Genomic DNA, 24,282 nt, shown 5'->3' with positions numbered 1-24,282 from the left:
GATGAATGGCCCCGGTTACCCCGGGGCCTATCATTGAGTGAAGAAAAACCGAGCTGTAATGGATTTGCCGTGCAAAAAATCATCTCCGCTATTGTCGATGACATCGGCAAGGTTCTGTTAGGGAAAGAGCATCAGGTGAAACTGGCGCTGGCCTGCTTGCTGGCCCGTGGTCATCTATTGATCGAAGATCTGCCCGGGATGGGCAAAACCACTCTGGCCCACGCACTGGCCCAGGTACTGGGGCTCAGCTACAAGCGGGTCCAGTTCACCAGCGATATGCTCCCCGCGGATATTATCGGCGTGAGCATCTTCGAGCGGGAGTCCGGCCAGTTCCGTTTCCACGAAGGGCCGGTATTCAGTCAGCTACTGCTTGCCGACGAGATCAACCGCAGCTCTCCCAAAACCCAGAGCGCACTGCTGGAGGCGATGGAAGAGCGCCAGGTCAGTGTGGACGGCGAAACCCGTCCGCTCCCCGAGCCCTTCTTCGTGATCGCCACCCAGAACCCCCTGCAACAGTCCGGCACCTTTGTACTGCCGGAGTCGCAGCTCGATCGGTTCCTGATGCGTATCAGTCTTGGCTATCCTACCCGGGAAGCGGAGCGGGCCCTGTTCAAAGGGGTAGATCCCCGTGCCCAGCTGGCGCAGATCAAGCCGCGTATCAACAGTGACGGTCTACGGAAGTTGCAGGGGCTGGTCAGTCAGGTCAAGGCCTCCGATTCGCTGCTGGATTATCTGGAACGCCTGGTGCAGCACACCCGCCAGAGCGCCGAATGTGGCGTTGGGCTTTCTCCGCGCGGCGCGCTGGCTCTGCTACACGCCGCCCGTGCCTGGGCGCTGATTCACAACCGCGGCCACCTGCTGCCGGAAGACCTGCAGGCGGTCTTGCCGTCTGTGGCCGGTCACCGCCTGCAGAGCGACGGCAGCGACGGTACGCAGCTGGTGGAGCGGATGATGCACCAGGTCGATATCATCGCCGCCTGAGGCGAACGGGGTTTGTGCACACGTGCTCGAAAAAGTTTCCTCCGATACCGGCGGCCTTCACGCTGATACCACCAGCCCGCTGAACCGACGCTGGCTGCGCTGGCTGGACCGTCGTCTGCCTGCGGCGGCCAGTGTCACCCTCAATCACCGCAAGCTGTTTGTGCTTCCCACTGCCGCAGGCATGGGATTTCTGCTGCTGATTTTCCTGCTGTGGCTGCTTGGCACCAATTACGAAAATAACCTGGTCCTCGCCCTAGCATTTCTGCTGGTGGGGCTGGTGGTGATTCTACCGGTGCACACCTTTGCCAATCTCTCCGGTCTCAGGTTGCGCCTGCTGGAGGTGGACCCGGCGTTTGCCGGGGATTTCGGTACGGCGAAAATCGTTCTGGAAAGAACTGGCAAGCGCACCCACGAACGGGTGCGCCTGAGCTGGCCGCCGGAAGAGGGGGTGCTGGTAGATATCACCACGGGGGAACCTGTCGACGTCCGGCTCGATCTGCCCCTGGTACGGCGGGGCAGGGTTCGCGCACCGCGCATTCGGGTAGAGAGTCGCTTTCCCCTGGGACTGTTCAAGTGCTGGAGCTGGGTAGACCTGGATGTGGAGTTCCTCGTCTATCCGCAACCGAAAGCCCCGGGCCCTTTGCCCTGGGGCGCCAGTGTGGGCGAGGGAGAACAGGAAAAAAGCTTTTCTGTCAGCGGTGATGATTTCGCCGGGCTGAAAAATTATCAGGCGGGGGATTCCTTGCGACATGTCGCCTGGAAGCAGTTTGCCGGTGGGCGTGACCTGTACAGCAAGGAATACGCTTCCGGCAGCGATGCCCGTCTGTGGCTGGATTGGGATCTGCTCGCCGGTCGCGACCCCGAAACCCGTTTGAGTAATCTGTGTGCCTGGGTGCTGGAAGCAGAGCGTAGTCAGGTTGCCTATGGATTACGCCTTCCCGGTCAGGTACTTGCACCGGCACTGGGGAGTGCTCACCGGCACAAGGTGTTGAGTGCACTGGCACTCTTTCCGGTAAAAGGAGTGATGGGGTGAGCGTTCACAGCGGGCAGATGCAGACCCTGTTGCCCCGAGAGAGCCTGTTGTGGGTGTTCGCCGCCCAATTCGTGGTTCTGTTGCCACACTTTACGCACCTGCCCATCTGGCTGGTATTTGCCTGGGGTATCGCGGTTTACTGGCGCCTTGAGGTGTTTCGCGGGCGGCGGGAAATACCCGGGCGCGTGGTGAAGCTGGTGGCGGTCAGCCTGGCGGTTGCGGGGCTGGCGATGACCTATCGGCGCTGGTTTGCCCTGGAGCCCATGGTGGCATTGCTGGCGGTGTCATTTACCCTGAAAAACATCGAGTTATTGAGCAGGCGGGATGCCCTGCTCAGTCTCACTCTGGCCTATTTCCTTGTCGCCACACTGTTCGTATTTGACCAGACGATTCCCTATGCCCTCTACGGCGTGTTCAGCCTGCTGGTCGTTACCGCCGCGCTGGTGGCCCAGCAGGGTAGTGGCAGTGCGCGGGCCGGGCGGGCCTTTGGCCTGTCAGCGAAGCTGCTCGCGCAGGCGGTGCCAGTGATGCTGGTACTGTTTGTGGTGATGCCGCGACTCGGGCCTCTATGGGCAGTTCCGCAGAATACCTCTGCGGCTTCCACCGGAATCAGCGATTCCATGAGTCCCGGTGATTTCAGTCGCCTATCCAAGTCCGACAAACCCGCGTTGCGTATTTCCTTCGATGGCCCGGTGCCGCCACCGGAGCAGCGCTACTGGCGGGGGTTGGTGTATACCCACTTTGACGGCCGCCGCTGGAGCGAGCCGGGGATCACCGGCAACCGCTGGGCCGGTCGCCGTTCCCGGTTGCATCGCGAGGATGAGCAGAGTCTGCCTGCGGTAGGGCCACGCTATCGCTATCAGGTTATTCAGGAAGCCAGCCACAATCCCTGGCTGTTTGCCTTGGCAACCCCCCATTCCGATACCTCGGGTGTGCGCACCACCGCAGAAGACACCCTGATTTACCGCAACCCGGTGGGCAGTCGCCTCGCATACGATGTGCGCTCCTGGCCGCGGGAGAGTGTTCCGGTGCAGTCGGGGTTGAGTGCCGCTGAGCAGCGTCGCCATCTGCAGCTGCCCAAGTCCGGAAACCCCGAGGCGCGGGCCTGGGCCACGGCACGACGGAACGAGGGGATGGATGCGGAAGCCATTTCCCAGGCATTGCTCGCCATGTACTCGCGTAGCTTTACTTACACGCTGCAACCGCCGGCCCTGGGTGCGGATACTGTGGATGAGTTCCTGTTTGAAACACAGCAGGGATTCTGTGAGCACTTTGCCAACAGTTATGTTTTCACCATGCGCGCCGCGGGCGTACCCGCGAGGGTCGTGGCCGGGTATCAGGGCGGGGAATGGGTGGAGCAGCAGGAATACCTGCTGGTGCGTCAGTACGATGCCCACGCCTGGGCGGAGATCTGGCTGCCGGAGCGGGGTTGGGTTCGTGTGGATCCAACCACCTCGGTGGCGCCCCAGCGCATTCGCGACGGCCTGCAGAGTGCTGCCGCAGACGAGTTTATGCAGGATGCACTTTTACCCCTGCACAAAATTGCTTTTGTCACACGTCTGCGTTTGCAGTGGGACATGATCAATTACCGCTGGTATCGCACCGTGGTGAGTTTCGATGCCGAGCGTCAGGAAGGTCTGTTGCGGCGGCTGCTGGGGGAAATCTCGCCACTGCGGTTAGCGATTTTTCTGGGAACTCCGGTGATCATGGCACTGGCGGTATTGCTGTTGTGGCTGAATTTTTCCGGACGCGGCCCCGCATTGGCGCCGGCAGATCGTCTGTATCTTCGCTTCTGTCGGCGTATGGCACGTGCGGGCCTGCCACGCAATCCCGGTGAGGCAGCCGTCGATTATGCGCGGCGTATAGAGCGGGAGTGGCCGCCCCTGGCACCCATGGCTCTGCGTATCACGCTGGCCTATGAAAAAGCGGCTTTTGCCGATGACGCACAGGCGTTAAAGCAGCTGCGCCGTCTGCTGCGTACTTTCTGGCCGTTGCGGCTTTCCCCGCGCCCGGGCACCACGTCCCCCACGCCGGTATCCCTACGCTAAGGTGTGCTGGGCCTTTGGCGTGAAGGTTTAGCGTAAAAATGTCAGGGAAAAATGTGGGACAATAGCGCCCCGATGTTCGCCGCCACTGGTAACGCCCAGTGACCACTGCGGTGAGTGACTGATTTTCCGGATTCTGTAATGGCTTTTCCCGCACTGGCGGCTCGACTGCGCACATTCCTGCTCGGCTTCAGCGGCACCTCTCTGGCTACCGGCCTGCAGGTAGTGCTGTTGCCGTGGATTGCGGTGTCACTGGTGGAACTGCCGGCGCTCCAGTTGAGCTGGGTGCAGGCATCGGTGCTACTGCCCAATCTGGTGTTCCTTCTGTTTGGTGGCGCACTGGCGGACCGCTTTGATGCCGCGCGGGTCGCGGCACTGTCATGTCTGGGGCTGGCCCTGTGCCATGGGGCTCTGGCGTACTACCTGATGGATGCCATCCCCAGCCTGGCGCTGTTACTGGCCTACGGGGTGAGCCTCGGCTTTTTTACCGCGTTTCTGCAGCCGGCCCGGGAAAACCTGGTGCAGCGTGGGGCCCGCACACCGGCCAGTGGTGCACGGGTGCAGGAGAGTCACGTGCAACATCTGGTGACCTGGATGATGCTCGCTCAATACGGTGGTCAGGCAATGGGGATGCTGTTGGCCAGTCGTTTCGATCACTGGGGCGCTGAACCCCTGCTGCTGATTCAGGTGGCGGTGCTCTGCTGCGCAGCGCTTTTCTTTTTTCGTCTGCGCCGGCATACCTCACCCAGTGAAATACGGGCAAACAAATTACCCTCTGCGCTTCTGGAGGGATTTGTGGAAGTGGCGAGAAGCCGTGCGATCTTCGAGCTGATATTACTGGTGGGGTTCAACGGACTGGTACATATCGGGGTGTTTCTGGTGGTACTGCCACTCATGGCGGAAAGCTATGGTCGCGGTGCCAGCTACTACGCGTCGTTACAGATCGCATTTGTGGTGGGAACCGTGGTGGCCACGATTGTGATGTTGCGCCGGGGGCAGGGGGATCAGCCGGGGCGCGGTGTGCTCATGTGTCTGCTATACAGCGCGGCGTTATTGATTGCGATCAGTTTTGGCCCCACCGCATTCGGCCTGATGCTGTTGTGCGCCTGCTGGGGAGCGGTTGCCGCGGCGTCCGCGGCGCTAGGAAAATCCATCGTTCAAATACTCGCACCGGAACAGGTGCGCAGCCGCATTATTTCCATCTATCAGTTTTCCCTGTTCGGCTCCGCCGCCATCGGTGCGCTAGCCGCCGGTGTCATCAGTGAATTTACCGCGCCCCTGACCACTTTGTGGTGGGCCGGGATCTTCAGTCTGCTTGCCTTTCTATTGGTCTGGGCGAGTGGCGCACTGCGTCAGCTGAATGTGCGGACACAGGAAAACTCATAACGCCAATCGTCGACAGATTTCATCGCGCCATTTTACCAACGGGGGGTTACTTTGCGTTTGATCAGCGAGCTGCGTGCCTATCTGGGTATTGAGAAAAACAATACCAGCCACCGCGAAAAACTCATTTCTGCTCTGGGGGCTGCGCTGGCGATTCTCGGTGTTTTGTGGGCGACACAACAGGCGCTGTCTGCCGGTGTAATCGATATCTCCACCAGTTATTTTATTATCGCGTCCATGGGGGCCAGTGCGGTGCTGCTGTTTGCCGTGCCGCACGGTGCCCTGTCTCAGCCCTGGGCTCTCCTGGGAGGGCACCTGGTATCGGCACTGGTCGGGGTGCTCTGCCAGCGTTGGATTGGCCCCGAACTGCTCGCGGCGGCCACGGCGGTGGGTATTGCAGTGGCCGCGATGTATTACCTGCGCTGTATTCACCCGCCTGGCGGCGCCACCGCGCTGACAGCGGTGACCGGTGGGGAGGCAGTGTATCAGCTGGGATTTGATTTTCTGCTGGTACCTATTTTGACCAATGTCCTGGTGATTCTCGCTGTAGCGATCGCCTTTAACAGCCTGTTTCACTGGCGACGCTACCCGGTACACCTCGGGCGCCGTCGCAAGATGGTCGCGAGTGCGGAGCCGGAAACCCGGGAAACGGAAATTACCCAGGAAGACTTTGCCGCGGCGATTCAGGAGCAGGACTCTTTTGTGGATATCACCGCAGAAGGACTCACCGAGCTGCTGGAACTGGCCAAACAGCATGCTGAGCGCAATGTGGTACACCCCGATGAAATCGTGGCGGGGCGTTGCTACAGCAACGGTAAACTGGGCAAGCTCTGGAGTATTCGGCAGGTGGTGGACGAATCGCGGGAACCGCCGCCCACCAAAGATCGCATCATCTACAAAGTGCTGGCCGGGGACGGCGCCTACGATACGGGAATCTGCCTGCGCGAAGAGTTCCGCCAGTGGGCGCGCTTCGAGGTCCAGCTGCAGGGTGGACACTGGGTAAAGTCCCGGGAAAGTGTCGACGACGAGCACCCGAACTGACCGGTGCCCATGTCTGTACTGTGGCTTCCCGCTCTGGGAGCGGCGCTACCAGCGGTTGCTGATCCACAGGGTCTGATACGGATCCAGCGTCACTGTTGCCAGCATATCGTCGAAGATTGCATCACTGATCAGATCTTTCCACTGATCGGTGCCGATCAGATTGATGGCATTCAGGTGAATGGTATGGGGCTGATCGGAAATATTGTTCAGACAGAAAATACTCTGCCGGCGATCCAGACTCTGCCGCCAGAACGCGAATACCTGATCCCCGAGGTGCAGGGTAAACTGGGTGGCGTTGGGGTGGAATGCCGGTTGCTCACGGCGTAATTTGATCAGTCGGCGCAGGTTGTGAAACACCCTGTGATGGTGAGTATCGGGGTTTGCCAGATGCTCGTTCAACGCCTGCTCCTGCCACTGCCGACGGTTGATGGCGCGGTTGTGGCCGTGCTTTTTCATGCGTTCGTAGTCGTTGGTGGTACCCACCAGGCTGTGCAGGTAAAACGCCGGAATGCCCTCCAGTGCCAGCATGATGGCGTGGGCGCAGATAAAGCGTTCAAGCTGCCACTGGTCCTCCCCCGCGGTGGTTCCTTTCAGCGCATCAAACAGGGAGATGTTGATTTCATAGGGCTTGTTACTTCCGTCATCCAGTGCGCGCCAGGAAATCTGCCCCCCGAAATTCTCCATGGTCTGAATCAGCGCTTCCTGCTCACTGTCATCGAGTAACCCCTCCACAGGCCGCAGGCCGATCCCGTCGTGGGACGCGATAAAGTTGAAGTAGGTGGTGCCGTTTTGAGCCGGCGGCATACTCATGAGCCAGTTTTTCAGGTAGCGGCAGTTGCCGGTCACCAGAGTGTTGACCAGTAGTGGCGGCAGGGAGAAGTTGTAGATGCAGTGGGCTTCGTTGGCATTGCCGAAGTACGAAAGATTTTCCTGATTGGGGATATTGGTTTCGGTAATGATCACCGCGTTGGGATTCGCGTGTTCGATCAGGGTACGCAACAAGCGAACGATTTCGTGGGTTTCGGCGAGGTTCAGACAGTTGGTGCCGAGCTTTTTCCAGATAAACGCGACCGCATCCAGGCGGAACACGCGCACACCCATATCCAGGTACATGCGAATAATGTCTACGATCTTTGCCAGGACTTTGGGGTTGGCAAAGTTCAGGTCAACCTGGTCGTGGCCGAAAGTACACCACACGTGACGGGTGCCCCGAGGTGTACTGGTGGCACGCAATAGCGGCGTGACCCGCGGCCGCACCACTTTACTCAGATCTTCTTTGGGATCAGCCTCGACAAAGAAATCGCTGCCCGGGTCCTCGCCCTGTTGATAGTTCAGGAACCACTCGTGCTGTGCCGAGCAGTGGTTGATCACCAGGTCGGCCATCAGGTGGAAGTCGGTGCTGATGCGTAGAATATCACTCCAGTCCCCCAGGGTTGGGTCCACCTGCTTATAGGCGGAAACCGCAAACCCATCGTCGCTGGAGTAGGGAAAGAACGGCAGTATATGCACGGTATTGATCAGCATCGGGAAATGCGTCTGCAGGAAGTGATGCAGCGTCTTCAGTGGCGGCTGATCGTCACTGAGGATACTGTTACCGTAAGTGATGACGGCGATATCGGTCTGGTCCCATAGATTTTTATGGGCGAGAGGACTCTGGCAGTCTTCGTCCAGACGCATGGTGCGAATCAGGTCCTGAGCGATGGGCTCGATTTCCAGTTCCGGATAGATGAATGCCAGGTGATCTACCACCTTCTGATATAAAACTTCCTGAATGGGCAAGTTTGCGGTTGGTTGATTCACTGTGTCCCCCCGTTGCATAGCAATTCTGGTCGTTCAAGTCATTGTAGTTATGCGTTGTATTCTTCGTAGTCCGCTTCCACGGCCTGCTTCAGCTGCTTCAGAAATCCCGGCTCGGCACTGGTGATACGGTTCCAGCTCGGAATAAACGGTGTCTCCATGGGATTGTCCAGAAAGGCCTGGCCGGCTTTTACCAGATTGCTGGCAAATAGCTCAACCGTCTGTTCCTCTTTGTGAATATCGAAATTGAGGCCATTGATCAGGGCATCGTTGCGGTAGGTTTCCACAAAGTCCAGTGCGATGCGGAAGTAGGTGGCCTTGATACTGCGGAAGGTTTCGGAGGAAAACACCGTGCCCTGGGTTGCCAGCTTGCGGAAAAACGATTTGGCGATATCGATAGACATTTTCGACAGTCCGCAATGCTCGTCGTCAAACGAGACGTCCTGGTGCTTGTGGTCGTAACAGTGTGCAATATCCACCTGACACAGCCGGTTGGTGGAATAGTTGCGGTACATTTCCGACAGTACGCCGATCTCCAGGCCCCAGTCGCTGGGGATGCGCAGATCGTTTACCACGTCGCGGCGGAAGGAGAATTCTCCGGCGAGGGAGTAGCGGAAGCTGTCCATATACTCCAGGTATTTGGTGTGGCCGTAGATTTTTTTCAGGGTGCGGATCAGTGGTGTGACCAGAAGGCGACACACACGGCCGTTGATTTTTCCATTGGCTACCCGCGAGTAATAGCCTTTGCAAAACTCGTAGTTGAACTGAGGGTTTGCTACCGGGTAAAACAGGCGCGCCAGCATCATACGGTCATAGGTCACGATATCGCAGTCGTGCAGGGCGATGGCTTCACCGCGGCGGGAAGCAAGGATATAACCCAGGCAGTACCACACATTGCGGCCTTTGCCGGCATCTTTTGGTGCCAGACCATCCCGCTGCAGCTGTGCATCCAGCTCCCGCAGGCGTGGGCCATCGTTCCATAGAACCCGGACATGCTGCGGCAGAACCTTGAACTGCTTCAGCGCGTCCCGGTATTGATCCTCATTGGCGCGGTCCAGGCCGATCACGATTTCTGAGAGGTAGGGTACTTCCGCCAGGATTTCGAGAATCTTCGGCAGTGCCTCGCCCTCCAGCTCTGAATACAGGGACGGAAGGAGCAGGGACATGGGGCGGTGCTTGGAAAAACGAATCAGGTCCGCTTCCATGTCTTCCAGGCTGCGGTTGGAAAGGTTGTGCAGGGTCGTGATGTCACCATTCTGAAAAAAATCGGTCACGGTTTGCTTCCTGTTTTACGATGTGTGTAATTCGCGATTGAGAATTTCCTGGATTGCCGATGCCCAGCCCTGGGGCCCCGTTTCTCCGGTAGTAATCTGTTGCGGGTGGTGGGGGAGTTCGGGGGGCGCATGAGTGGGCGAGCGCACAATAATGGCGACGTCCGCGATCTTTAGCATGTCCAGGTCGTTGGGACCATCGCCGCTGGCGATCAGTTTGCAGGGCTGGTCGCTGTGCTGCTGGTAGATCTTCTTCAACAGTCGCGTGGCTTCGCCCTTATCGGTCTGCCCCAGCACATGCAGGAAGCGGCCACCCTGGAGCGTGGCAAATCCAGCGGCATTTGCCCGTGCGGTAAACGCTGCCTTCTCCTGTTCCGTGCCGCGCCACAACAGGGGCTCAGAGTAGCGGCGCTGGTTGGCCTGCTCGGCCTGGCTGGCACTGAGCCCCGTGGCGGCGACAATCTCCCCGTTGCTGGCGGCGGAAAAATTCAGATAGGGCGCACCGTGGCTCTCCCCATCCTGCTGTAGAAACGCCACAATGCGCCGGCGCGAGGCACCGGGTTCGAGGACCCAGTACCCGTCTTCTTCATGGGCAAGTTCGGGCTTTTGGGGGAAATAATCTTGTGGAATAAAAATGGCCGAGCCGTTTTCCGCGATGAACGGGTGGCGATTTTGCAGGGTATCCCGCAGAGTCAACATTTCGTCGCGGGTTTTGCTGCTATTGAGGATGACCGGAATACCGACGGCTTCCAGTTGCTGCAATGTGGCGTCGGCAGGTTGATGGGAGTAGCTGAAGTGGTCCAGCAGGGTGCCGTCAAGATCGCTGGCAATCAGCCACTGGGTTTTCAGGCTCGCTATTGTGGTCATTCGATTCCATTTTTCTGGCTTATTGTCGGCACGTAAAAACGCGCGCTCTATTCAGGTAATCCAAAAATAGTGCCAGTCACAGAAATTTGAGGTGTTGCACCGCTTCAGCGCAGTGTATTGGCGGGAAAAACTTCTAGTTCCGGTTCACAGAGCTACCGCGGCGCGATATCTGCATCGAATTGGTGAGCACCCGGTAAGCAAATTTTCTGTTTGCCCCAATATGGGGCTATGGGGCTGAATCGTGATGAGGATAGAGTCGTTTAACGAGAGGGAAAGGCCTCACCAATTGCTCGGTGAGGCCTGAGACGGTAGTCAGGGAGCGGTGCAGGCGAGGCAGCGTGCGTAGAGTGCGCGAGGGTCTTTGAAGGTTTTCAGTTCCGCCAGCGGCTGAACGGCTGGCTGAATACTGTTCAGCCAGGCGCCCAGAGGCAGGTTGCGCTCCACACCGGCGGAAATCTGTGCATCCACATTTTCTGCCAGGGCGCGCATCACTTTCTCACCTGGTGTCAGCTCGCGCTGGATTTCCAGCACTTCGTATTTTTCCAGTTCGGCCAGCTGTGCGGCGTCGGCAATGGCGTCGTTGAGGTTGCCGAGTTCGTCCACCAGGCCCAGCTCGTGGGCGGCACGGCCGGTCCAGACCTGACCCTGGGCGATTTGGTGGATTTCCTCGGGAGTGCTGTTGCGGGCTTCCGCCACCAGCTGCAGGAACTGCGCGTAGGTGTGTTCCACGCCCTGTTGCAGGATGTCCGCGGCGGCTTCCGGCAGGGCGCGGTCGAGGCGCATGGTACCGGCGAGTTCGGTGGTGCCTACGCCATCGTTGTAGATGCCGAGGTGCTCCAGGGAGTCCTCGAAGGTGGGAAAGGCGCCGAATACACCGATAGAGCCGGTAATGGTGGAGGGGGAGGCCCAGATGCGATCGCCACCGGCGGAGATCCAGTAACCACCGGAGGCGGCGACACTGCCCATGGAAATCACCACGGGAATACCGGCCTCGCGGGTGGCGAGGAGTTCCTGGCGGATGGCTTCGGAAGCGAAGGCGGAACCGCCGGGGCTGTCGATTCGCAGCACCAGCGCCTTTACGTTTTTCTCTCGCGCCTCGGCAATCAGTTTGGTCAGCGTGGCGCTGCCAATCTGTCCGGCTGGTGCTTCGCCGTCAATGATGGCGCCGGCGGCACTGATCAGGCCGATTTTGTCTTTTTGCAGGCGCGGGTCCGGGAGGTTGGCCAGTTTCATCTGGCGTAGATAATCCTGTGCGTGGATGGCGCTGTACTGGAATTTATCTCCCTCGGCGACGCCGACAATTTCCTGGAGCTCTTCGATGGCGGCGCGGCGCGTGAGCAGTTTGTCGACGAATTTATTCGCCAGTGCGGCCTGGGCCCAGCTGCCGCCTTCGGCGCGCAGGTTCTGGGGCAGGTTGGCAATGTAGTTGTCGATGGCATTGGGCGGCAGGTTGCGCAGGCCGGTGACCTGTTCGGTGTATTCGCTCCACAGCTGGTGTAGCCAGCGGGCGTTGTTTTCCCGGGAGGCGGGGGACATGTCGTCGCGGGTGTAGGGTTCGATAAAGTCTTTGTAATCCCCGACGCGGAAGACGTGGAAGTTGATTTTCAGTTTATCCAGGGCGCTTTTGTAGTAATTGCGGTAGCTGCCAAAGCCGGTGAGCAGCAGGGAGCCCATGGGGTTCATGTAGACCTTGTCGGCGTGGCTGGCGAGGAAGTACTGGCCCTGGGTGTAGTTGTCGCCGATGGCATAGACCGGTTTTTCGCTGGCTTTGAAGCGCTGCACGGCTTCGCCGACTTCTTCGAGCTTGCTGAGGCTGGCGCCGGCGAGGTGGTCGAGTTCGAGCACGAGGGCGCTGATGCGGTTGTCGCTGGCGGCGTGGTCGATGGCGTCGACGAGATCTTTGACGCGGGTTTCCGGTGGTGTGGCGGGGCCGCCGAGAAAGCTGGGGACGCCGCTGGGTTGGCTGACTTCGTCGACGAGGAAGCCACCGGGGGCGACTTTGAGGGCGCCGCCCTGGGGTACGGTGATACGTTCTTCACCGCCGAAGATGGCGGCTCCGATAAACAGGAGGATGAGCAGGAAGAGGATGTTGGTAAACACCCGGCGCAGCCAGGTAATGGCTCCACCAATGGCGCCAAAAAAGCGACGGATAGGGCCGCGACGTCGTGTTGATTCGGTCAAACCTGAAACTCCTTGTTGATCGGTCTTTTGGGCTTCTTTCTCGCTAGGCCCATTTAAATAGAGTACTTAAGTAATTTCGGGGCGGCACTGCTACCGGGTACATCCTTGTGAGACACGCCGTGAACCCATCCATGGGGGCTCTTCCACGAGGTCCCTCTCGCGGAAGGTCTCACAAGGATGTACCCGGTATCAGCGCCTTCGCCCTGACTTTGAGTGCGATTAAATAAGTAACTAAGCGTTGGTGCTTTCGCTGGCTTTTGCATTTTGTAACTGCACCTGCCAGCGGCTGGTCATCATTGCAGAAACAAACAGAATAAGGCTCAAAGCGGTTAGCGCGCCATGCTGCCAGCCGCGTGTAGGCATCATTACGTCGACGATACCGGCGGTGATGTAGAGCAGCAGGATAAAACATAGCCACAAGTAGGCCCGTTGGTGCTGTTTGAGCAGGCCCGGCAATACCAGCAGCAGGGGAACGGTTTGCAGTATCCACCACTTGAGGGAGCCGTCGAGGAACAGATTCCATACGACGAACAGTAGCAGCAGGCCGCCGTAGCAGATCCAGTTGAGTTTTCGTGCGACGTCCAGTTTGCGGGTGAGGCTGGTGGGGTCGATAGGTTTGCGTTGTTTTTTCTGTCTAGCCACGGTCGTCTTCCAGTTTTTGGGCGAGGGTGGCGATGCGGTTGCCGAGGGCGCGGCACAGGGTGGTTTCGTCCTGGCTGAGTTCGCCTTCGTTGCCACCGGCCCAGTGGGAGGCGCCGTAGGGGGTGCCGCCGGTGGTGGTATGCATGAGGGCGCCTTCGGAGTACGGGATGCCGGCGATGATCATGCCGTGGTGTATCAGCGGCAGCATCATGGAGAGCAGGGTGGTTTCCTGGCCGCCGTGGAGGCTGCCGGTGGAGGTAAATACGCCGGCGGGCTTGCCACTGAGGCTGCCGTCGAGCCACATGTCACTGGTCTGATCCAGGAAGTAGCGCAGGGGGGAGGCCATGTTGCCGAAGCGGGTGGGGCTGCCCAGCAGGAGACCGGCGCAGTTGCGCAGATCCTCGGGGGTGCAGAAGGGGGCGCCGCTGTCGGGTACCGGTGGTTCGCTGGCTTCGGTGTTGGGGGAAACCGCGGGTACGGTGCGCAGGCGCGCCTCGATCCCGGTTTCTTCTACACCGCGGGCGAGTTCGGCGGCCATTCTGGCAGTGGCGCCGTTGCGGCTGTAATAAAGCACAAGAATATAGGGCACGGTAGTTACAGAGGCCACTAGATCAGCTCCAGCACATTTTCCGGCGGGCGGCCGAGTACGGCTTTATCACCATTGATGACGATGGGGCGTTCGATCAGTTTGGGGTGGTTTACCATGGCGTCGATCAGTGCAGCGTCGCTGTGGGCCGTGTCCTTGAGGTTGAGCTCCTTGTAGGCGTCTTCCCCTTTGCGCAGCAGATCCCGCGGGGAAACACCGAGCTTGCCAAGGATCTCTTTCAGGGCTTTGGCATCCGGCGGGGTTTCCAGGTAGAGCACAATTTCCGGTTCGATATTGTTTTCCTGCAGCAGTTGCAGGGTCTGGCGAGATTTTGAGCAGCGGGGGTTATGGTAGATCGTCCACATCGAAAGCGTATCCTGTTAAGGTTTGGCGTATTCTAACAGGTGACTGTTGGTCGTCCATGAGCCTGTCTGAATCCTGGACTACGCTGAGGTATGGCGTACTTTTTAGACAAAATATACGGATTTATCTGCCAGATTCACCGGAAAATGGCGTCCTGGCCTCTATATCGCAAGATCTATAACAAACTGAGAAGACCCATGACTGAAATGGTGCATCGCTGGCGTCGCTTTTTTACTTCCCTGTGGACGGTATTCAACGAGAAGAACTGCCGGCAGAATGCCGCGGCTCTCACCTATATGACGCTCTTCGCGCTGGTGCCGCTGGTGACGGTGAGCTACGCCATGCTGTCACTGTTTCCGGATTTTGCCGGGCTTGAGAGCAAAATTCAGCATCAGATTTTTTCGCATTTCGTGCCGGAGAGTGGGCGCGAGGTACAGGAATACATCAATAGCTTTTCGACTCAGGCGCAGCGCCTGACCGGCCTGGGTATCGCGATTCTGCTATTGACCGCGGGCTTCATGCTGAAAAACATCGAGAATACCTTTAACTCTATCTGGGATATTCCCCGGGGGCGCAAGGGTGTTTCCAGTTTTCTGCTGTACTGGGCGATCCTGAGTCTTGGTCCCATTCTGCTCGGTGCCGGTATGGCGGCAACCACCTACCTTTTCTCGCAAAAAGTTCTGGCCCAGAACGATAGCCTCGGATTGTTGCCGGTGGTGTTGCGTGTACTGCCGTTTATTTTTACCGCAATCGCATTCACCTTGTTGTTTGTGGCGGTCCCCAATTGTCGGGTTCCCCTGAAACACGGGTTTACCGGTGGAGTGATTACCGCCCTTGCGTTCGAGGCCGCCAAGTATCTGTTTGGTGCATACGTCGCCGGTAGCTCGGTGCGCGCGATTTACGGGGCCTTTGCTTTTGTGCCGGTGTTTCTCCTCTGGGTATACCTGATGTGGATGATCGTGCTGGCCGGGTGCGTGCTGGTGCGGACGCTGTCCGCGTATCACGCTGCCGCACAGGGACGCAATTATTCCGACCTGGTGGCGACACTCTCTATCCTATGGGGTTTTTTCAGTAAGTACCAGAAAGGACAGACCATCAGTGATCAGGATATTTCCCGCGCGGGGATTCGCCCGGCCCAGTGGCGACGTATCCGGGAAATCCTGCAGAGCAACAAGGTCATCGGGCAGACGGATCGCAACGATTACGTACTGGTGAGGGATCTCGACGCGGTTACCCTGCAGCAGATGCTGGACTGGTTGCACCCGGCACCGGTGCCAGAAAGCGGCCACCGCGAACTGCAGATGCGCCCCTGGTACCGCGAAGTGGAAGCCCGTTTCCGCGAGGCGCGGGAGTTCTCCCGTGAACATTTGTCACAAAGCCTCGGCGACCTGTTCCGCGAATCCATGTCCAAAGAAATGCTGGAAAAAACCGTGGACACCGGCAGTCTGGAGCCGGCCCGACTGCCGGGGAGTGGACAAGCCTCCGGTGAACCGGTGGCGGACAGCACGTCCACAGGCAGTAAATCCGTAAGCAAGGGAGGCAACCGCAATGCGCGCAGCAGCAAGTCCTCTGGCAAGACCGCGAAATCTTGATCCGTTAGCACCACTACTGATGCTGATTGCCCTGGCGATCAGCGGCTGCGGAGCCGGGGATCGCGGACTTACCGCGTTGAATGGTGAGCGGTTGGAGACCCGCGGCAAAGTGGTGTTGGTGAATTACTGGGCGGAGTGGTGCGCGCCCTGCCGGGAAGAAATCCCCGAGCTCAACGACTTTTATCGCGAGCATGGGGAGCAGGTGCTTGTGCTGGGAATCAACTTCGATCAGCCGCCCGCCGCGGAGGTGCAGCGCCAGGCGGACCGGTTTGGCATTGCCTTCCCTCTGCTTGGTGCCGCCCCCGAAGGCCGCTGGGGTCAGGCGGTGCCACAGGTACTGCCATCCACGTTTATTATCGATCGCAATGGTCAGTGGCAGCGCACCCTGGTCGGGCCCCAAACCGCCGCCTCACTGCAGGAAGCCATCCGTCCTTATTTAGCGCTCTAGTGCTATAACCAAAGTGTCTTTAAGGGAAAACTGCGCCAGCTGTTAGGATGAGCGCAATTTTTTAACCTTAATCACGCAAACCGGGACTCAAATTCGATGCAATTGAGTGCATTTCTACTGCTGGCGTTTTATCTGTTCCTTGTTTGGCCATTGGCGCGCTGGCACCGCAGCCGACATTCGTTGGCACCGGCGGTGTTCGCCGGCCTGCTGCTGGGGGTGTTACTGGGTGGCCTGATGCACCTGGCGGAAGGCTGGGGTGTGAATGTGCCCTGGGTACTGGACTGGGTCGGTCTGCTCGGCGATGGCTATGTCAATCTGCTGCACCTGCTGGTGATGCCACTGGTGTTGATCTCCATTCTGGCGGCAGTGGTCAAAGTCAGTAATACCCGCTCACTGGGCAAGATCAGCGTATCGGTGCTGGCGGTGTTGCTGGGCACCACGGCGGTCGCCGCCTTGATCGGGGTGGTGATCGCGCACCTGTTTGGTCTGTCCGCAGAGGGTCTGGTAGAGGGCGCGCGCGAAGCGGCGCGAGTGGAAGTGCTCAATGAGCGCATGGGCCGTGTCAGCGACCTCAGTATTCCGCAGATTCTCACGTCGTTCATTCCGCGTAATATTTTTGCCGATCTCGCGGGCCAGCGAGATACCTCGGTCATTGCCGTGGTGATTTTTTCGGTGCTGTTGGGGCTGGCGGCACTGGCGGTGCGCAGAGAGAACCGTGAGCAGGGCGCGGCCATCGAGCATTTTGTTTCCGTGGCGCAGGCCTGGGTCATGAAGCTGGTGCGTTTGATTATGGCATTTACCCCATACGGGGTAATGGCGCTGGTGACGGTTCTGGTGGCCAAGTCCAGCTGGACGGATATCTTCAACCTGTTCAATTTTGTACTGGCGTCGTTTGTGGCCATCGCGCTGATGTTTGTGGTGCACGCGCTGCTGTTACTGGTGAACGGTATCAGTCCACTGTTTTACTTTGCCAAGGTGTGGCCGGTACTGGTGTTTGCATTCAGCTCACGCTCCAGTGCCGCCACCATCCCCCTGAATGTGGAAACCCAGATTGACGAGCTGAAAAACTCCCCGGCCATTGCCAACTTTTCCGCGTCCTTCGGTGCGACCATTGGTCAGAATGGATGTGCGGGAATTTACCCGGCCATGCTCGCGGTCATGGTGGCGGTGCCGCTGGGAATCGACGTGTTTGATCCTGTGTGGCTGACGTCTCTGATCGCCGTGATCGTGATCAGCTCTTTCGGAATCGCCGGTGTCGGCGGTGGAGCGACTTTTGCCGCCCTCGTGGTGCTGCCCACCATGGGATTGCCGGTGCAGATTGCCGCGTTGCTGATCTCTGTGGAGCCGCTGATTGATATGGCGCGCACCGCGCTGAATGTGAACGGGGCCATGACCGCCGGTACGCTGACCCAGCGCTGGTTGGGGGATGGTAGCGGTGATGGCGCCGAGGGTGGTGAAGGCAGGGAAGCGGTGTAATCCAAATTTTTTCATCGGTGTGTCAACCATTCAGGTACCCGGACGTTTTGATAGGAGAACAGAGTCGTTCTCACCCCCGTCACGGGGAAAATAACAGGGAAACCACCTATGAAAATGCTCAAGAAATCGACGTTTCTTTTTACGGCCGCCATGCTGCTTTCCGTTACCGCCCTTGCCGATAGTGGCGAGGAGCGGTCAAAACACCTGGATAACAAGGGCGATCGCATTGAGAACCGCCTGGATCGACAGGGGGATCGTGTCGACAATCGCCTGGATAAAAAGGGCAATCGGATCGACAACCGGCTCGATAAAAAGGGCGACCGCATCGATAGCCGTCTCGATCGGGCGGCACAGCGTGCCGAAGCCAACGGTAACGACAGGCGGGCTACCCACCTCGATAACAAGGGCGACCGGATTGATCGCCACCTCGATCGCAAAGGAGATCAGGTCGACAGGCGCCTGGATCGCAAAGGCGACCGGGTTGATCGTCGCCTGGATCGGAAGGGGCAGAATATTGACCGGCGGTTGGACCGCCGCGGCCAGCGCGTATAAAAGTAACCGCTTCAGTCAGGGCGGCGTGGTGAAACCGGCGCTGCGTCGCGCTTACCGCTCGCGCCATTGATAACAAGAACCCTCCCTGAAAAGGGCTCCCTCACAGCATGGAACAATTTCTTGCGTCAGTAGAAAAGCGCGCTTATTCCATGGCCGCGATGGCAGTGGGGAACCGCGAAGATGCGTTGGATATCGTGCAGGACGCCATGTTTGCGCTGGTGCGTCGATACCGGCACAAGCCCCGGGCGCAGTGGCGTCCGCTGTTTTTTACCATTCTCAATAACCGTATTACCGACTGGCATCGCCGCCATAAAACGGTATCCCGCTGGCAGCTGCTGCGGGAAAAATTTGCCGGCGGTGGCGACGAAGACGATGATTTTGATCCGGGTAGTCTGGAAGACACCACCGGGCCCCAACCGGAGCAGGGGGTTATTTCCCGGTACACTCTGGACGCGATTGAAGCGGCGGTCTGCCGCTTGCCGCCCCGTCAGCAACAGGCGTTTCTGCTGCGCTGTGTGGAAGGTTTCGATATCGCCGAGACCGCCAGCGCCATGTCCTGCAGTGCCGGTAGTGTGAAAACCCATCTTTCCCGGGCGCTGGTCGCCCTGCGTACGCAGCTGGAGGAGGTGCGATGAAATTCCCGCGAGGTCAGACAGAAGATCCGAAAGACCGGCGCCTGCGCGAGCAGCAGAAGATTGTTGCCGGCGCCCGGAAAGCGATGGCACAGCGCGACGAAGCCCTCGATGGCGAGACTCGATCACGTCTGCGTCGCGCGCGCTCCGCGGCACTGGAAGAGGCCGCCAACGCTGGTAGCGCGGCCGGTCGCTGGTTACCCGTCGGTGTGGCCGGTGTGGCTGCCACGGTTGTGGTGGCACTGCTGGTGGGGCGGGGTGAGGTTTCGCAGAGTGCGGAAGTGGCGCTGCTGGCAGATGCATGGCTTCTGGAAGAAGACGCGGAGCTGGAAATGATCGAGGACGTTGAGTTTTACCAGTGGCTGGCTGAGGAGGCGCTGGATGGGCATTCCTCCTGACACCTGTCTTGCCCGGTGTCCGCTGACCCGCCTGCTGCTGGCGGGGGCACTGCTGGCGTTTCCCGCGGCGTTTGCCAGTGAGTCGCTGGATGAAGATTTTCTACTGTTCCTCTCGGACTGGACCGATGACACCGGTGAATTCATACCTCCCAGTGATCTGGAGGAAGACTGGGCCGATGGGGCTATTTCTACAGAGACGCAACCCCAGCCAGAAGCGGATAAGGAGCTGCAAGCGCAGAGTGATCAAGGTGAGCCAGATGAGTAACGCCACAATGGGAAATACAGTACCGGCCGCACACCAGAAAGGCGGGCGCGGCTTTGGGGGGCGGTTGGTGTTCGCGTTGATACTGGTGTTGGCCGGAAGCCTGGTCTGGGCGGAGCCGGTTGCCTGGCAGCAATTGAGTGAGCGCGAGCGAACGTTGCTACAGCGATTTGAAGACCGTTGGGATGGCTTTACCCCAGAGCAGCAGGCGCGCCTGCGCCGAGGGGTGGAGCGCTGGTCTTCCATGACCCCGGAGCAGCGTCAGCGGGCGCGCCGGGAGTTTGGCAAGTGGCAGCGGCTAACCCCGGAGCAGCGCGACAGACTGCGTAAAGCCTACCAGCGTTTCCAGGCCCTGCCGCCGGAGCAGCGCCAAAGAATCCGCGAGGCCCGACAGCGCTTTCGACAGCTGTCCCCGGAGCGCCAGCGACGTTTGCGGGAACGCTGGCAGAACCTGACCCCGGAAGAGCGCCAGCGCTTTCGGGAGCGTCGCCGCCAGCGCCTGGAGTCGTCGCAGTAGCCTCGGTTGTTTCTCGCCAGAGTTCAGTTTTGATTCAGCCAGTGCCCCGTAAAGTGCTCCCATCGGCCAGTTTGTGGCCTCAACAGGGCATCCGGTAGTGACCAAACACCGAATAGGGTCACGGGAGGGTGTCGGCGTCCGGGTCTCAGGGAGTACTGAACATGGCGACAGCAAACAATTGGTTTCAACAACTGGCTTTTGCCGGCCTCACCGCCGTGCTGGTGGGTGTGAGCGTCTCTGCCAGCGCCGGTGAGAGTGGCTACTATGAGGGCCAGCATGCTGGTCCGGACGGCTACCACTACGCCACCGTCACCGCGGTAACCCCCATCTACAATGACATCCGCGTGGTAGAACCCCGAACGCAATGCTGGGATCAGACCGTCACCTATCAGCAGCCTTCACCCGCCGGCGCCATTATTGGCGGTCTGGTCGGTGCAGCGGTGGGCCGCAATGCGGTCAAGGGACATAAACACCGGGGCTATCGCCATTATGGGCGTCACCACCACCGCCGTCACCACCGTGCCAACAAGGGCGCGGGTATGGTCGCGGGGGCTGCGGTGGGTGCCTTGATTGGCAACGCCATCAGTCGCAGCCAGGCGCCGGTACACTACGGTACCGAGCAGCGCTGTCAGGTGGTGGAAGAGGTGAGCACCCGGCGGGAGCTGATTGGCTATGACGTGAACTACCGGTACAACGGCCAGGAATATCTGATTCGCACTGACCACCATCCTGGCGATAGAATTCGGGTTCGCGTAGACGTCACGCCGGTATTGTGAACAATTAGTGTTGTCGCAGCGGCGCAGTGGAATTGACAGGAGCAGAGCAGTGAAAGTCGCATTGGTTTGTCTGTGGGTAGCCATTCTGGTTGCCGCACCGGTTTCCGCATCCGCGCGGTATCAGGCGGATGCGCCTGCCCCGAGGATTGCCAGCGTGCACACACTGCCTATGCAGCCCCTGGCCAGTTTCCGGGTGCAGAATAAAGGCATCTCCAAAAACGAAGCCGCCGCAATCGTAAAGCGACAGTTTGGTGGCAAGATTCTGGCGATCAGCGAAGTCCAGCGCAAAGGCAGGGCCGCCTACCGGGTGAAGGGGCTGTCTGATCAGAGTCAGGTTTATGTGGTGTTCGTCGATAAACAGAGTGGACGCATCTTTCGTTAACAGAGCGTTAACGGACTGCTGAGCACCGTCGGACAACGGCTGAACAGAACGGATTGAGGAAAGATCATGCGCGCACTGCTGGTGGAAGATGAGCACGCCCTGCGTGAACAGTTGGCGGCCTCCCTGCGCAAGGGGGGATACACCGTGGACGAAGCCCCGGACGGCGAAGAAGCCCTGTATCTCGGGCGAGAGTTTCCCTACGACGTAGCGGTGATGGATCTGGGCCTACCCAAGGTGGATGGCATTCAGGTGATCGAGACCCTGCGCAAGGAATCCCGGCATTTTCCCATTCTGATCCTCACCGCCCGCGGCCATTGGCAGGAGCGGGTGCGCGGGCTCGAAGCCGGTGGTGACGACTATCTCACCAAGCCCTTCCATACCGAAGAGCTGCTGGCCCGGCTCAATGCGCTGGTGCGTCGCTCTGCGGGATTTTCCTCACCCACCATCAATGCGGGCCCCATCGAACTGGATACCAGTGCCCAGCGGGTAAAGGTGTCCGGTAGTGAGTTGGAGCTGACTTCGTTCGAATACAAGGTGCTGGAATATCTGATGTTGCACCCGGACGAAGTGGTGTCGAAAACCACGCTCACCGAGCACATTTACGAGCAGGATTGCGATCGCGACAGCAACGTGATCGAAGTGTTTATCGGTCGCCTGCGTAAAAAACTGGATGCCGCCGGCGGGGTCAAACCGATCGAAACCCTGCGCGGGCGGGGCTACCGATTTAGTCCGGCGGACTGATGGCATGGTGGACGCGGCTGCACCGCCTGAGGCAGGTGCTGTTCCGCTGGGTACACTCCCTTTCAGGCCGTCTTTCTCTGATGGCCACACTGGTGTTACTGGTATTCCTCGCGGTTTTCTCCGGGGTGCTGGAGCGGGCTTTCCGCACCTCGCTGGATGAAGCCAAAGCGCGGGAACTGCAGTTGCACGTGTACACGCTGCTGGCCGTGGCGGAACCCGACGGCGATACCCTGCAACTACCCCTGAGCCTGCCGGAACCCCGGTTCAATCAGCCGGACTCCGGCCTCATCGGCGCGGTCATGGATGCGCGCGGCCGGGTCATCTGGCGCTCTCCCTCAGCACTCAGCCTGCCCAACTTTTCTGCCCTTCCTCTCCCGCTGCCCCTGCGCCAGGGGCAGCAGGTGTTTGCGGAAGTGCAGATGCCGGATCTGAATCAGCCCTATACCAGCTTTCGCCAGGGTATCGCCTGGGGGCTGGACAATGAGCTCCAGTTTACCTTTGTAGTACTGGAGGACGCTGCCCCGCTCTACGCTCAGGTCAGGCAGTTCAATACCACCCTGTGGCGTTGGCTCGGGGTTGGTTCACTGGCACTGATCGCGGTGCAGTTGCTGGTACTGCAGTGGGGGCTGGCGCCGTTGCGGGGCCTGACCCGTGCCCTCAAAAACATGCAGCACGGCGGTGCGGATTCCCTGCAGGGCCGATTCCCCCAGGAGCTGGTTCCCCTGACCGACAACCTGAATCTGCTGATTGAAAATGAGCGTCGCCAGCGGGAAAAAACACGGCATACTCTGGGCGATCTTGCCCACAGTCTGAAGACACCTCTGGCGGTATTGAAGGGCATGGATGTGGCCGCGGATCCCCTGGCTGCGCACAAGGCGCTGGCCGAGCAAGTGGAGCGGATGGATAGCATCATCAGTTATCAGCTAAAGCGGGCGGTAACCTCGTCACCCAAATCGATTCTACGCGGCGTGCCCGTGCAACCGCTGGTGGAAAAAATTCTCACGGCCCTGGACAAGGCCTACCGTCACAAAAGTATCGACGCGGAATTACTGTGCGACGAATCGGTACTCTTTTATGGCGATGAAGGGGATCTGATGGAGCTGCTCGGCAACCTTCTGGACAACGGTTACAAGTATGGCGGCGGCAGGTTACTGGTGAGTATCTGCAATACGGAAGATCGCCGGGGGCTGGAAATTGTCGTGGCGGATAACGGTCCCGGTCTTTCCGAAGATCAATGGCAGCAGGTAATTCAGCGCGGTGTGCGCGCCGATCAGCAACAGCAGGGACAGGGCATCGGACTTGCGGTGGTGGTGGATATTGTGGAGAGTTATCACGGGTCCATTGGGGTAGTGCCAGAGGCCCAGCGCGATGATGCCTTATGCGGAGACGCGGATCTCGGGGGACTTACCCTGCGCGTCCAGCTGTAAAACAATACAAACAGAAAGCAAAGGGAGTTGTTATGTTTTTTCAATCCTTCTCGGGGGTGTCTCGCGGACTGAAATCCGCGCTGTTGGGGATGATGGCCAGTGCCATGGCTGCATCACCAGTATCGGTAGCGGCCCCGTCGCCCTGGCCCGGTGGTGCGGAAGTCGCGGTGGTGCTGACCTATGACGATGCACTGGACTCCCATCTGGATGTCGCCATTCCCCAGCTGAATGAGTACCGGCTGCCCGGTACCTTCTATCTGAGTGGTGCGCGGCCGTCAATCCGTATGCGCCTGCACGAGTGGCGCCGTGCCGCACAGTCTGGCCACGAGCTCGGTAACCACATGCTGTACCACCCCTGCCGCAAATCTGTCGCCAACCGCAGCTGGGTAAAGCCCTGGCAGGATCTGGACAAGTACACTCTGGAGCAGTTTATCGATGAAGTGCAGGCTACCAACAGTATGCTCGAAGCGATCGATGGCGAGCAGCAACGAACGTTCGCCTATCCCTGCGGCGATATGCTGGCCGGCGGACAGGATGTGATCCCGGAACTGAAAAAACTGGTCCCCGCCGCGCGGCTGTATTCCGCCGATGGTCAGCATCGACTGGACGACAAGGACTTTTACCGGGTCGCCTCGTTCGATGGCGCGGAAAAAAGTGCCGATGAGTTGATCGCCGTGGTAGAAGCAGCGCGGGAAAATAACAGCCTGGTCGGCTTTATGTTTCACGGGGTAGGGGGGGATTACATCACCGTATCCGAAGACGATCACCAGGCACTGCTGGCGCACCTGGCGGCACACCCGGATCGCTACTGGGTGGCCACCATGCGCGAGGCGGTGGCACACCTGAAGAAGGAGCAGCAGCGACTGAATCTGTGATAAAGGCGGTGTGC

Annotated in this window: 25 protein-coding genes; 18 read left to right on the top strand and 7 right to left on the bottom strand. The window is 59.2% G+C overall.

Annotated elements, in window-relative coordinates:
- Positions 1-69: 69 nt before the first annotated feature.
- From LRR79_RS13935 to LRR79_RS13915, 5 genes are all read left to right on the top strand, one after another.
- On the top strand, positions 70-981 hold the full coding sequence (locus LRR79_RS13935; RefSeq protein WP_231757792.1) for an AAA family ATPase: 912 nt from the start codon (positions 70-72) through the stop codon (positions 979-981).
- A gap of 22 nt (positions 982-1,003) precedes the next feature.
- Entirely contained in the window at positions 1,004-2,014 is a 1,011-nt protein-coding gene (locus LRR79_RS13930; RefSeq protein ID WP_231757791.1) for a DUF58 domain-containing protein, read from the top strand.
- A complete protein-coding gene (locus LRR79_RS13925; protein ID WP_231757790.1) occupies positions 2,011-4,062 on the top strand; it encodes a transglutaminase TgpA family protein in 2,052 nt (683 codons plus the stop codon). Before LRR79_RS13930 ends, LRR79_RS13925 begins: the two co-directional genes overlap by 4 nt.
- 138 nt (positions 4,063-4,200) lie before the next feature.
- Positions 4,201-5,445, top strand: a complete 1,245-nt coding sequence (locus LRR79_RS13920; protein WP_231757789.1) for an MFS transporter — start codon at positions 4,201-4,203, stop codon at positions 5,443-5,445.
- 51 nt (positions 5,446-5,496) lie between these two features.
- Entirely contained in the window at positions 5,497-6,483 is a 987-nt protein-coding gene (locus tag LRR79_RS13915; RefSeq protein ID WP_231757788.1) for an HPP family protein, read from the top strand.
- Positions 6,484-6,528: 45 nt separating this feature from the next.
- Here the strand turns inward: LRR79_RS13915 and LRR79_RS13910 are convergent, their stop codons facing one another.
- From LRR79_RS13910 to arsC, 7 genes are all read right to left on the bottom strand, one after another.
- Entirely contained in the window at positions 6,529-8,301 is a 1,773-nt protein-coding gene (locus LRR79_RS13910; RefSeq protein ID WP_407665210.1) for an alpha-amylase family glycosyl hydrolase, read from the bottom strand.
- Between the two features lie 29 nt (positions 8,302-8,330).
- A complete protein-coding gene (locus LRR79_RS13905; protein ID WP_231757786.1) occupies positions 8,331-9,554 on the bottom strand; it encodes a glycosyltransferase family protein in 1,224 nt (407 codons plus the stop codon).
- Positions 9,555-9,569: 15 nt separating this feature from the next.
- Positions 9,570-10,418, bottom strand: coding sequence for an HAD-IIB family hydrolase (locus tag LRR79_RS13900; protein ID WP_231757785.1), 849 nt, complete (start codon positions 10,416-10,418; stop codon positions 9,570-9,572).
- A 312-nt stretch (positions 10,419-10,730) separates the two neighbouring features.
- Positions 10,731-12,599: a signal peptide peptidase SppA gene (sppA, locus tag LRR79_RS13895; RefSeq protein WP_231757784.1), complete on the bottom strand. Its 1,869-nt coding sequence runs from the start codon at positions 12,597-12,599 to the stop codon at positions 10,731-10,733.
- 231 nt (positions 12,600-12,830) lie between these two features.
- Entirely contained in the window at positions 12,831-13,241 is a 411-nt protein-coding gene (locus LRR79_RS13890) for a DUF2069 domain-containing protein (protein ID WP_231757783.1), read from the bottom strand.
- Positions 13,234-13,830 carry an NAD(P)H:quinone oxidoreductase gene (gene wrbA, locus LRR79_RS13885; RefSeq protein ID WP_231760035.1) on the bottom strand — a complete coding sequence of 199 codons (597 nt, stop codon included), beginning with the start codon at positions 13,828-13,830 and terminating at the stop codon, positions 13,234-13,236. The genes LRR79_RS13890 and wrbA overlap by 8 nt, the downstream gene beginning before the upstream one ends.
- A gap of 17 nt (positions 13,831-13,847) precedes the next feature.
- Positions 13,848-14,192, bottom strand: a complete 345-nt coding sequence (gene arsC / locus LRR79_RS13880) for an arsenate reductase (glutaredoxin) (RefSeq protein WP_231757782.1) — start codon at positions 14,190-14,192, stop codon at positions 13,848-13,850.
- Positions 14,193-14,387: 195 nt separating this feature from the next.
- Here arsC and LRR79_RS13875 point away from each other — a divergent pair, with 195 nt between their 5' ends.
- From LRR79_RS13875 to LRR79_RS13815, 13 genes are all read left to right on the top strand, one after another.
- The gene (locus LRR79_RS13875) at positions 14,388-15,782 is read left to right on the top strand and encodes a YihY family inner membrane protein (RefSeq protein ID WP_231757781.1); all 1,395 of its coding nucleotides are present in this window, start codon (positions 14,388-14,390) and stop codon (positions 15,780-15,782) included.
- Positions 15,739-16,230, top strand: coding sequence for a TlpA family protein disulfide reductase (locus LRR79_RS13870; RefSeq protein WP_231757780.1), 492 nt, complete (start codon positions 15,739-15,741; stop codon positions 16,228-16,230). Before LRR79_RS13875 ends, LRR79_RS13870 begins: the two co-directional genes overlap by 44 nt.
- A gap of 96 nt (positions 16,231-16,326) precedes the next feature.
- Complete coding sequence (locus LRR79_RS13865; protein ID WP_231757779.1) at positions 16,327-17,706, top strand: L-cystine transporter; 1,380 nt, start codon at positions 16,327-16,329, stop codon at positions 17,704-17,706.
- 108 nt (positions 17,707-17,814) lie between these two features.
- Complete coding sequence (locus tag LRR79_RS13860) at positions 17,815-18,258, top strand: hypothetical protein (protein WP_231757778.1); 444 nt, start codon at positions 17,815-17,817, stop codon at positions 18,256-18,258.
- A gap of 107 nt (positions 18,259-18,365) precedes the next feature.
- Positions 18,366-18,893 carry an RNA polymerase sigma factor gene (locus LRR79_RS13855; protein ID WP_231757777.1) on the top strand — a complete coding sequence of 176 codons (528 nt, stop codon included), beginning with the start codon at positions 18,366-18,368 and terminating at the stop codon, positions 18,891-18,893.
- Positions 18,890-19,288: a hypothetical protein gene (locus tag LRR79_RS13850; RefSeq protein WP_231757776.1), complete on the top strand. Its 399-nt coding sequence runs from the start codon at positions 18,890-18,892 to the stop codon at positions 19,286-19,288. The genes LRR79_RS13855 and LRR79_RS13850 overlap by 4 nt, the downstream gene beginning before the upstream one ends.
- Positions 19,272-19,553, top strand: a complete 282-nt coding sequence (locus LRR79_RS13845; protein WP_231757775.1) for a hypothetical protein — start codon at positions 19,272-19,274, stop codon at positions 19,551-19,553. Before LRR79_RS13850 ends, LRR79_RS13845 begins: the two co-directional genes overlap by 17 nt.
- Positions 19,546-20,067, top strand: a complete 522-nt coding sequence (locus LRR79_RS13840; protein ID WP_231757774.1) for a DUF3106 domain-containing protein — start codon at positions 19,546-19,548, stop codon at positions 20,065-20,067. Before LRR79_RS13845 ends, LRR79_RS13840 begins: the two co-directional genes overlap by 8 nt.
- Before the next feature lie 161 nt (positions 20,068-20,228).
- Complete coding sequence (locus tag LRR79_RS13835) at positions 20,229-20,843, top strand: glycine zipper 2TM domain-containing protein (RefSeq protein ID WP_231757773.1); 615 nt, start codon at positions 20,229-20,231, stop codon at positions 20,841-20,843.
- A 49-nt stretch (positions 20,844-20,892) separates the two neighbouring features.
- Positions 20,893-21,225, top strand: coding sequence for a PepSY domain-containing protein (locus LRR79_RS13830; RefSeq protein ID WP_231757772.1), 333 nt, complete (start codon positions 20,893-20,895; stop codon positions 21,223-21,225).
- Positions 21,226-21,291: 66 nt separating this feature from the next.
- The gene (locus LRR79_RS13825; RefSeq protein ID WP_231757771.1) at positions 21,292-21,966 is read left to right on the top strand and encodes a response regulator transcription factor; all 675 of its coding nucleotides are present in this window, start codon (positions 21,292-21,294) and stop codon (positions 21,964-21,966) included.
- A complete protein-coding gene (locus LRR79_RS13820) occupies positions 21,966-23,393 on the top strand; it encodes an ATP-binding protein (protein WP_231757770.1) in 1,428 nt (475 codons plus the stop codon). Before LRR79_RS13825 ends, LRR79_RS13820 begins: the two co-directional genes overlap by 1 nt.
- Before the next feature lie 32 nt (positions 23,394-23,425).
- Positions 23,426-24,268 carry a polysaccharide deacetylase family protein gene (locus tag LRR79_RS13815; RefSeq protein ID WP_231757769.1) on the top strand — a complete coding sequence of 281 codons (843 nt, stop codon included), beginning with the start codon at positions 23,426-23,428 and terminating at the stop codon, positions 24,266-24,268.
- The last annotated feature ends 14 nt before the right edge of the window (positions 24,269-24,282 follow it).

Source organism: Microbulbifer elongatus (assembly GCF_021165935.1).
GTDB lineage: Bacteria > Pseudomonadota > Gammaproteobacteria > Pseudomonadales > Cellvibrionaceae > Microbulbifer > Microbulbifer elongatus.
The sequence above is the reverse complement of the archived record's forward strand: the minus strand, read 5'-3'. Positions and strand labels throughout refer to the sequence as shown.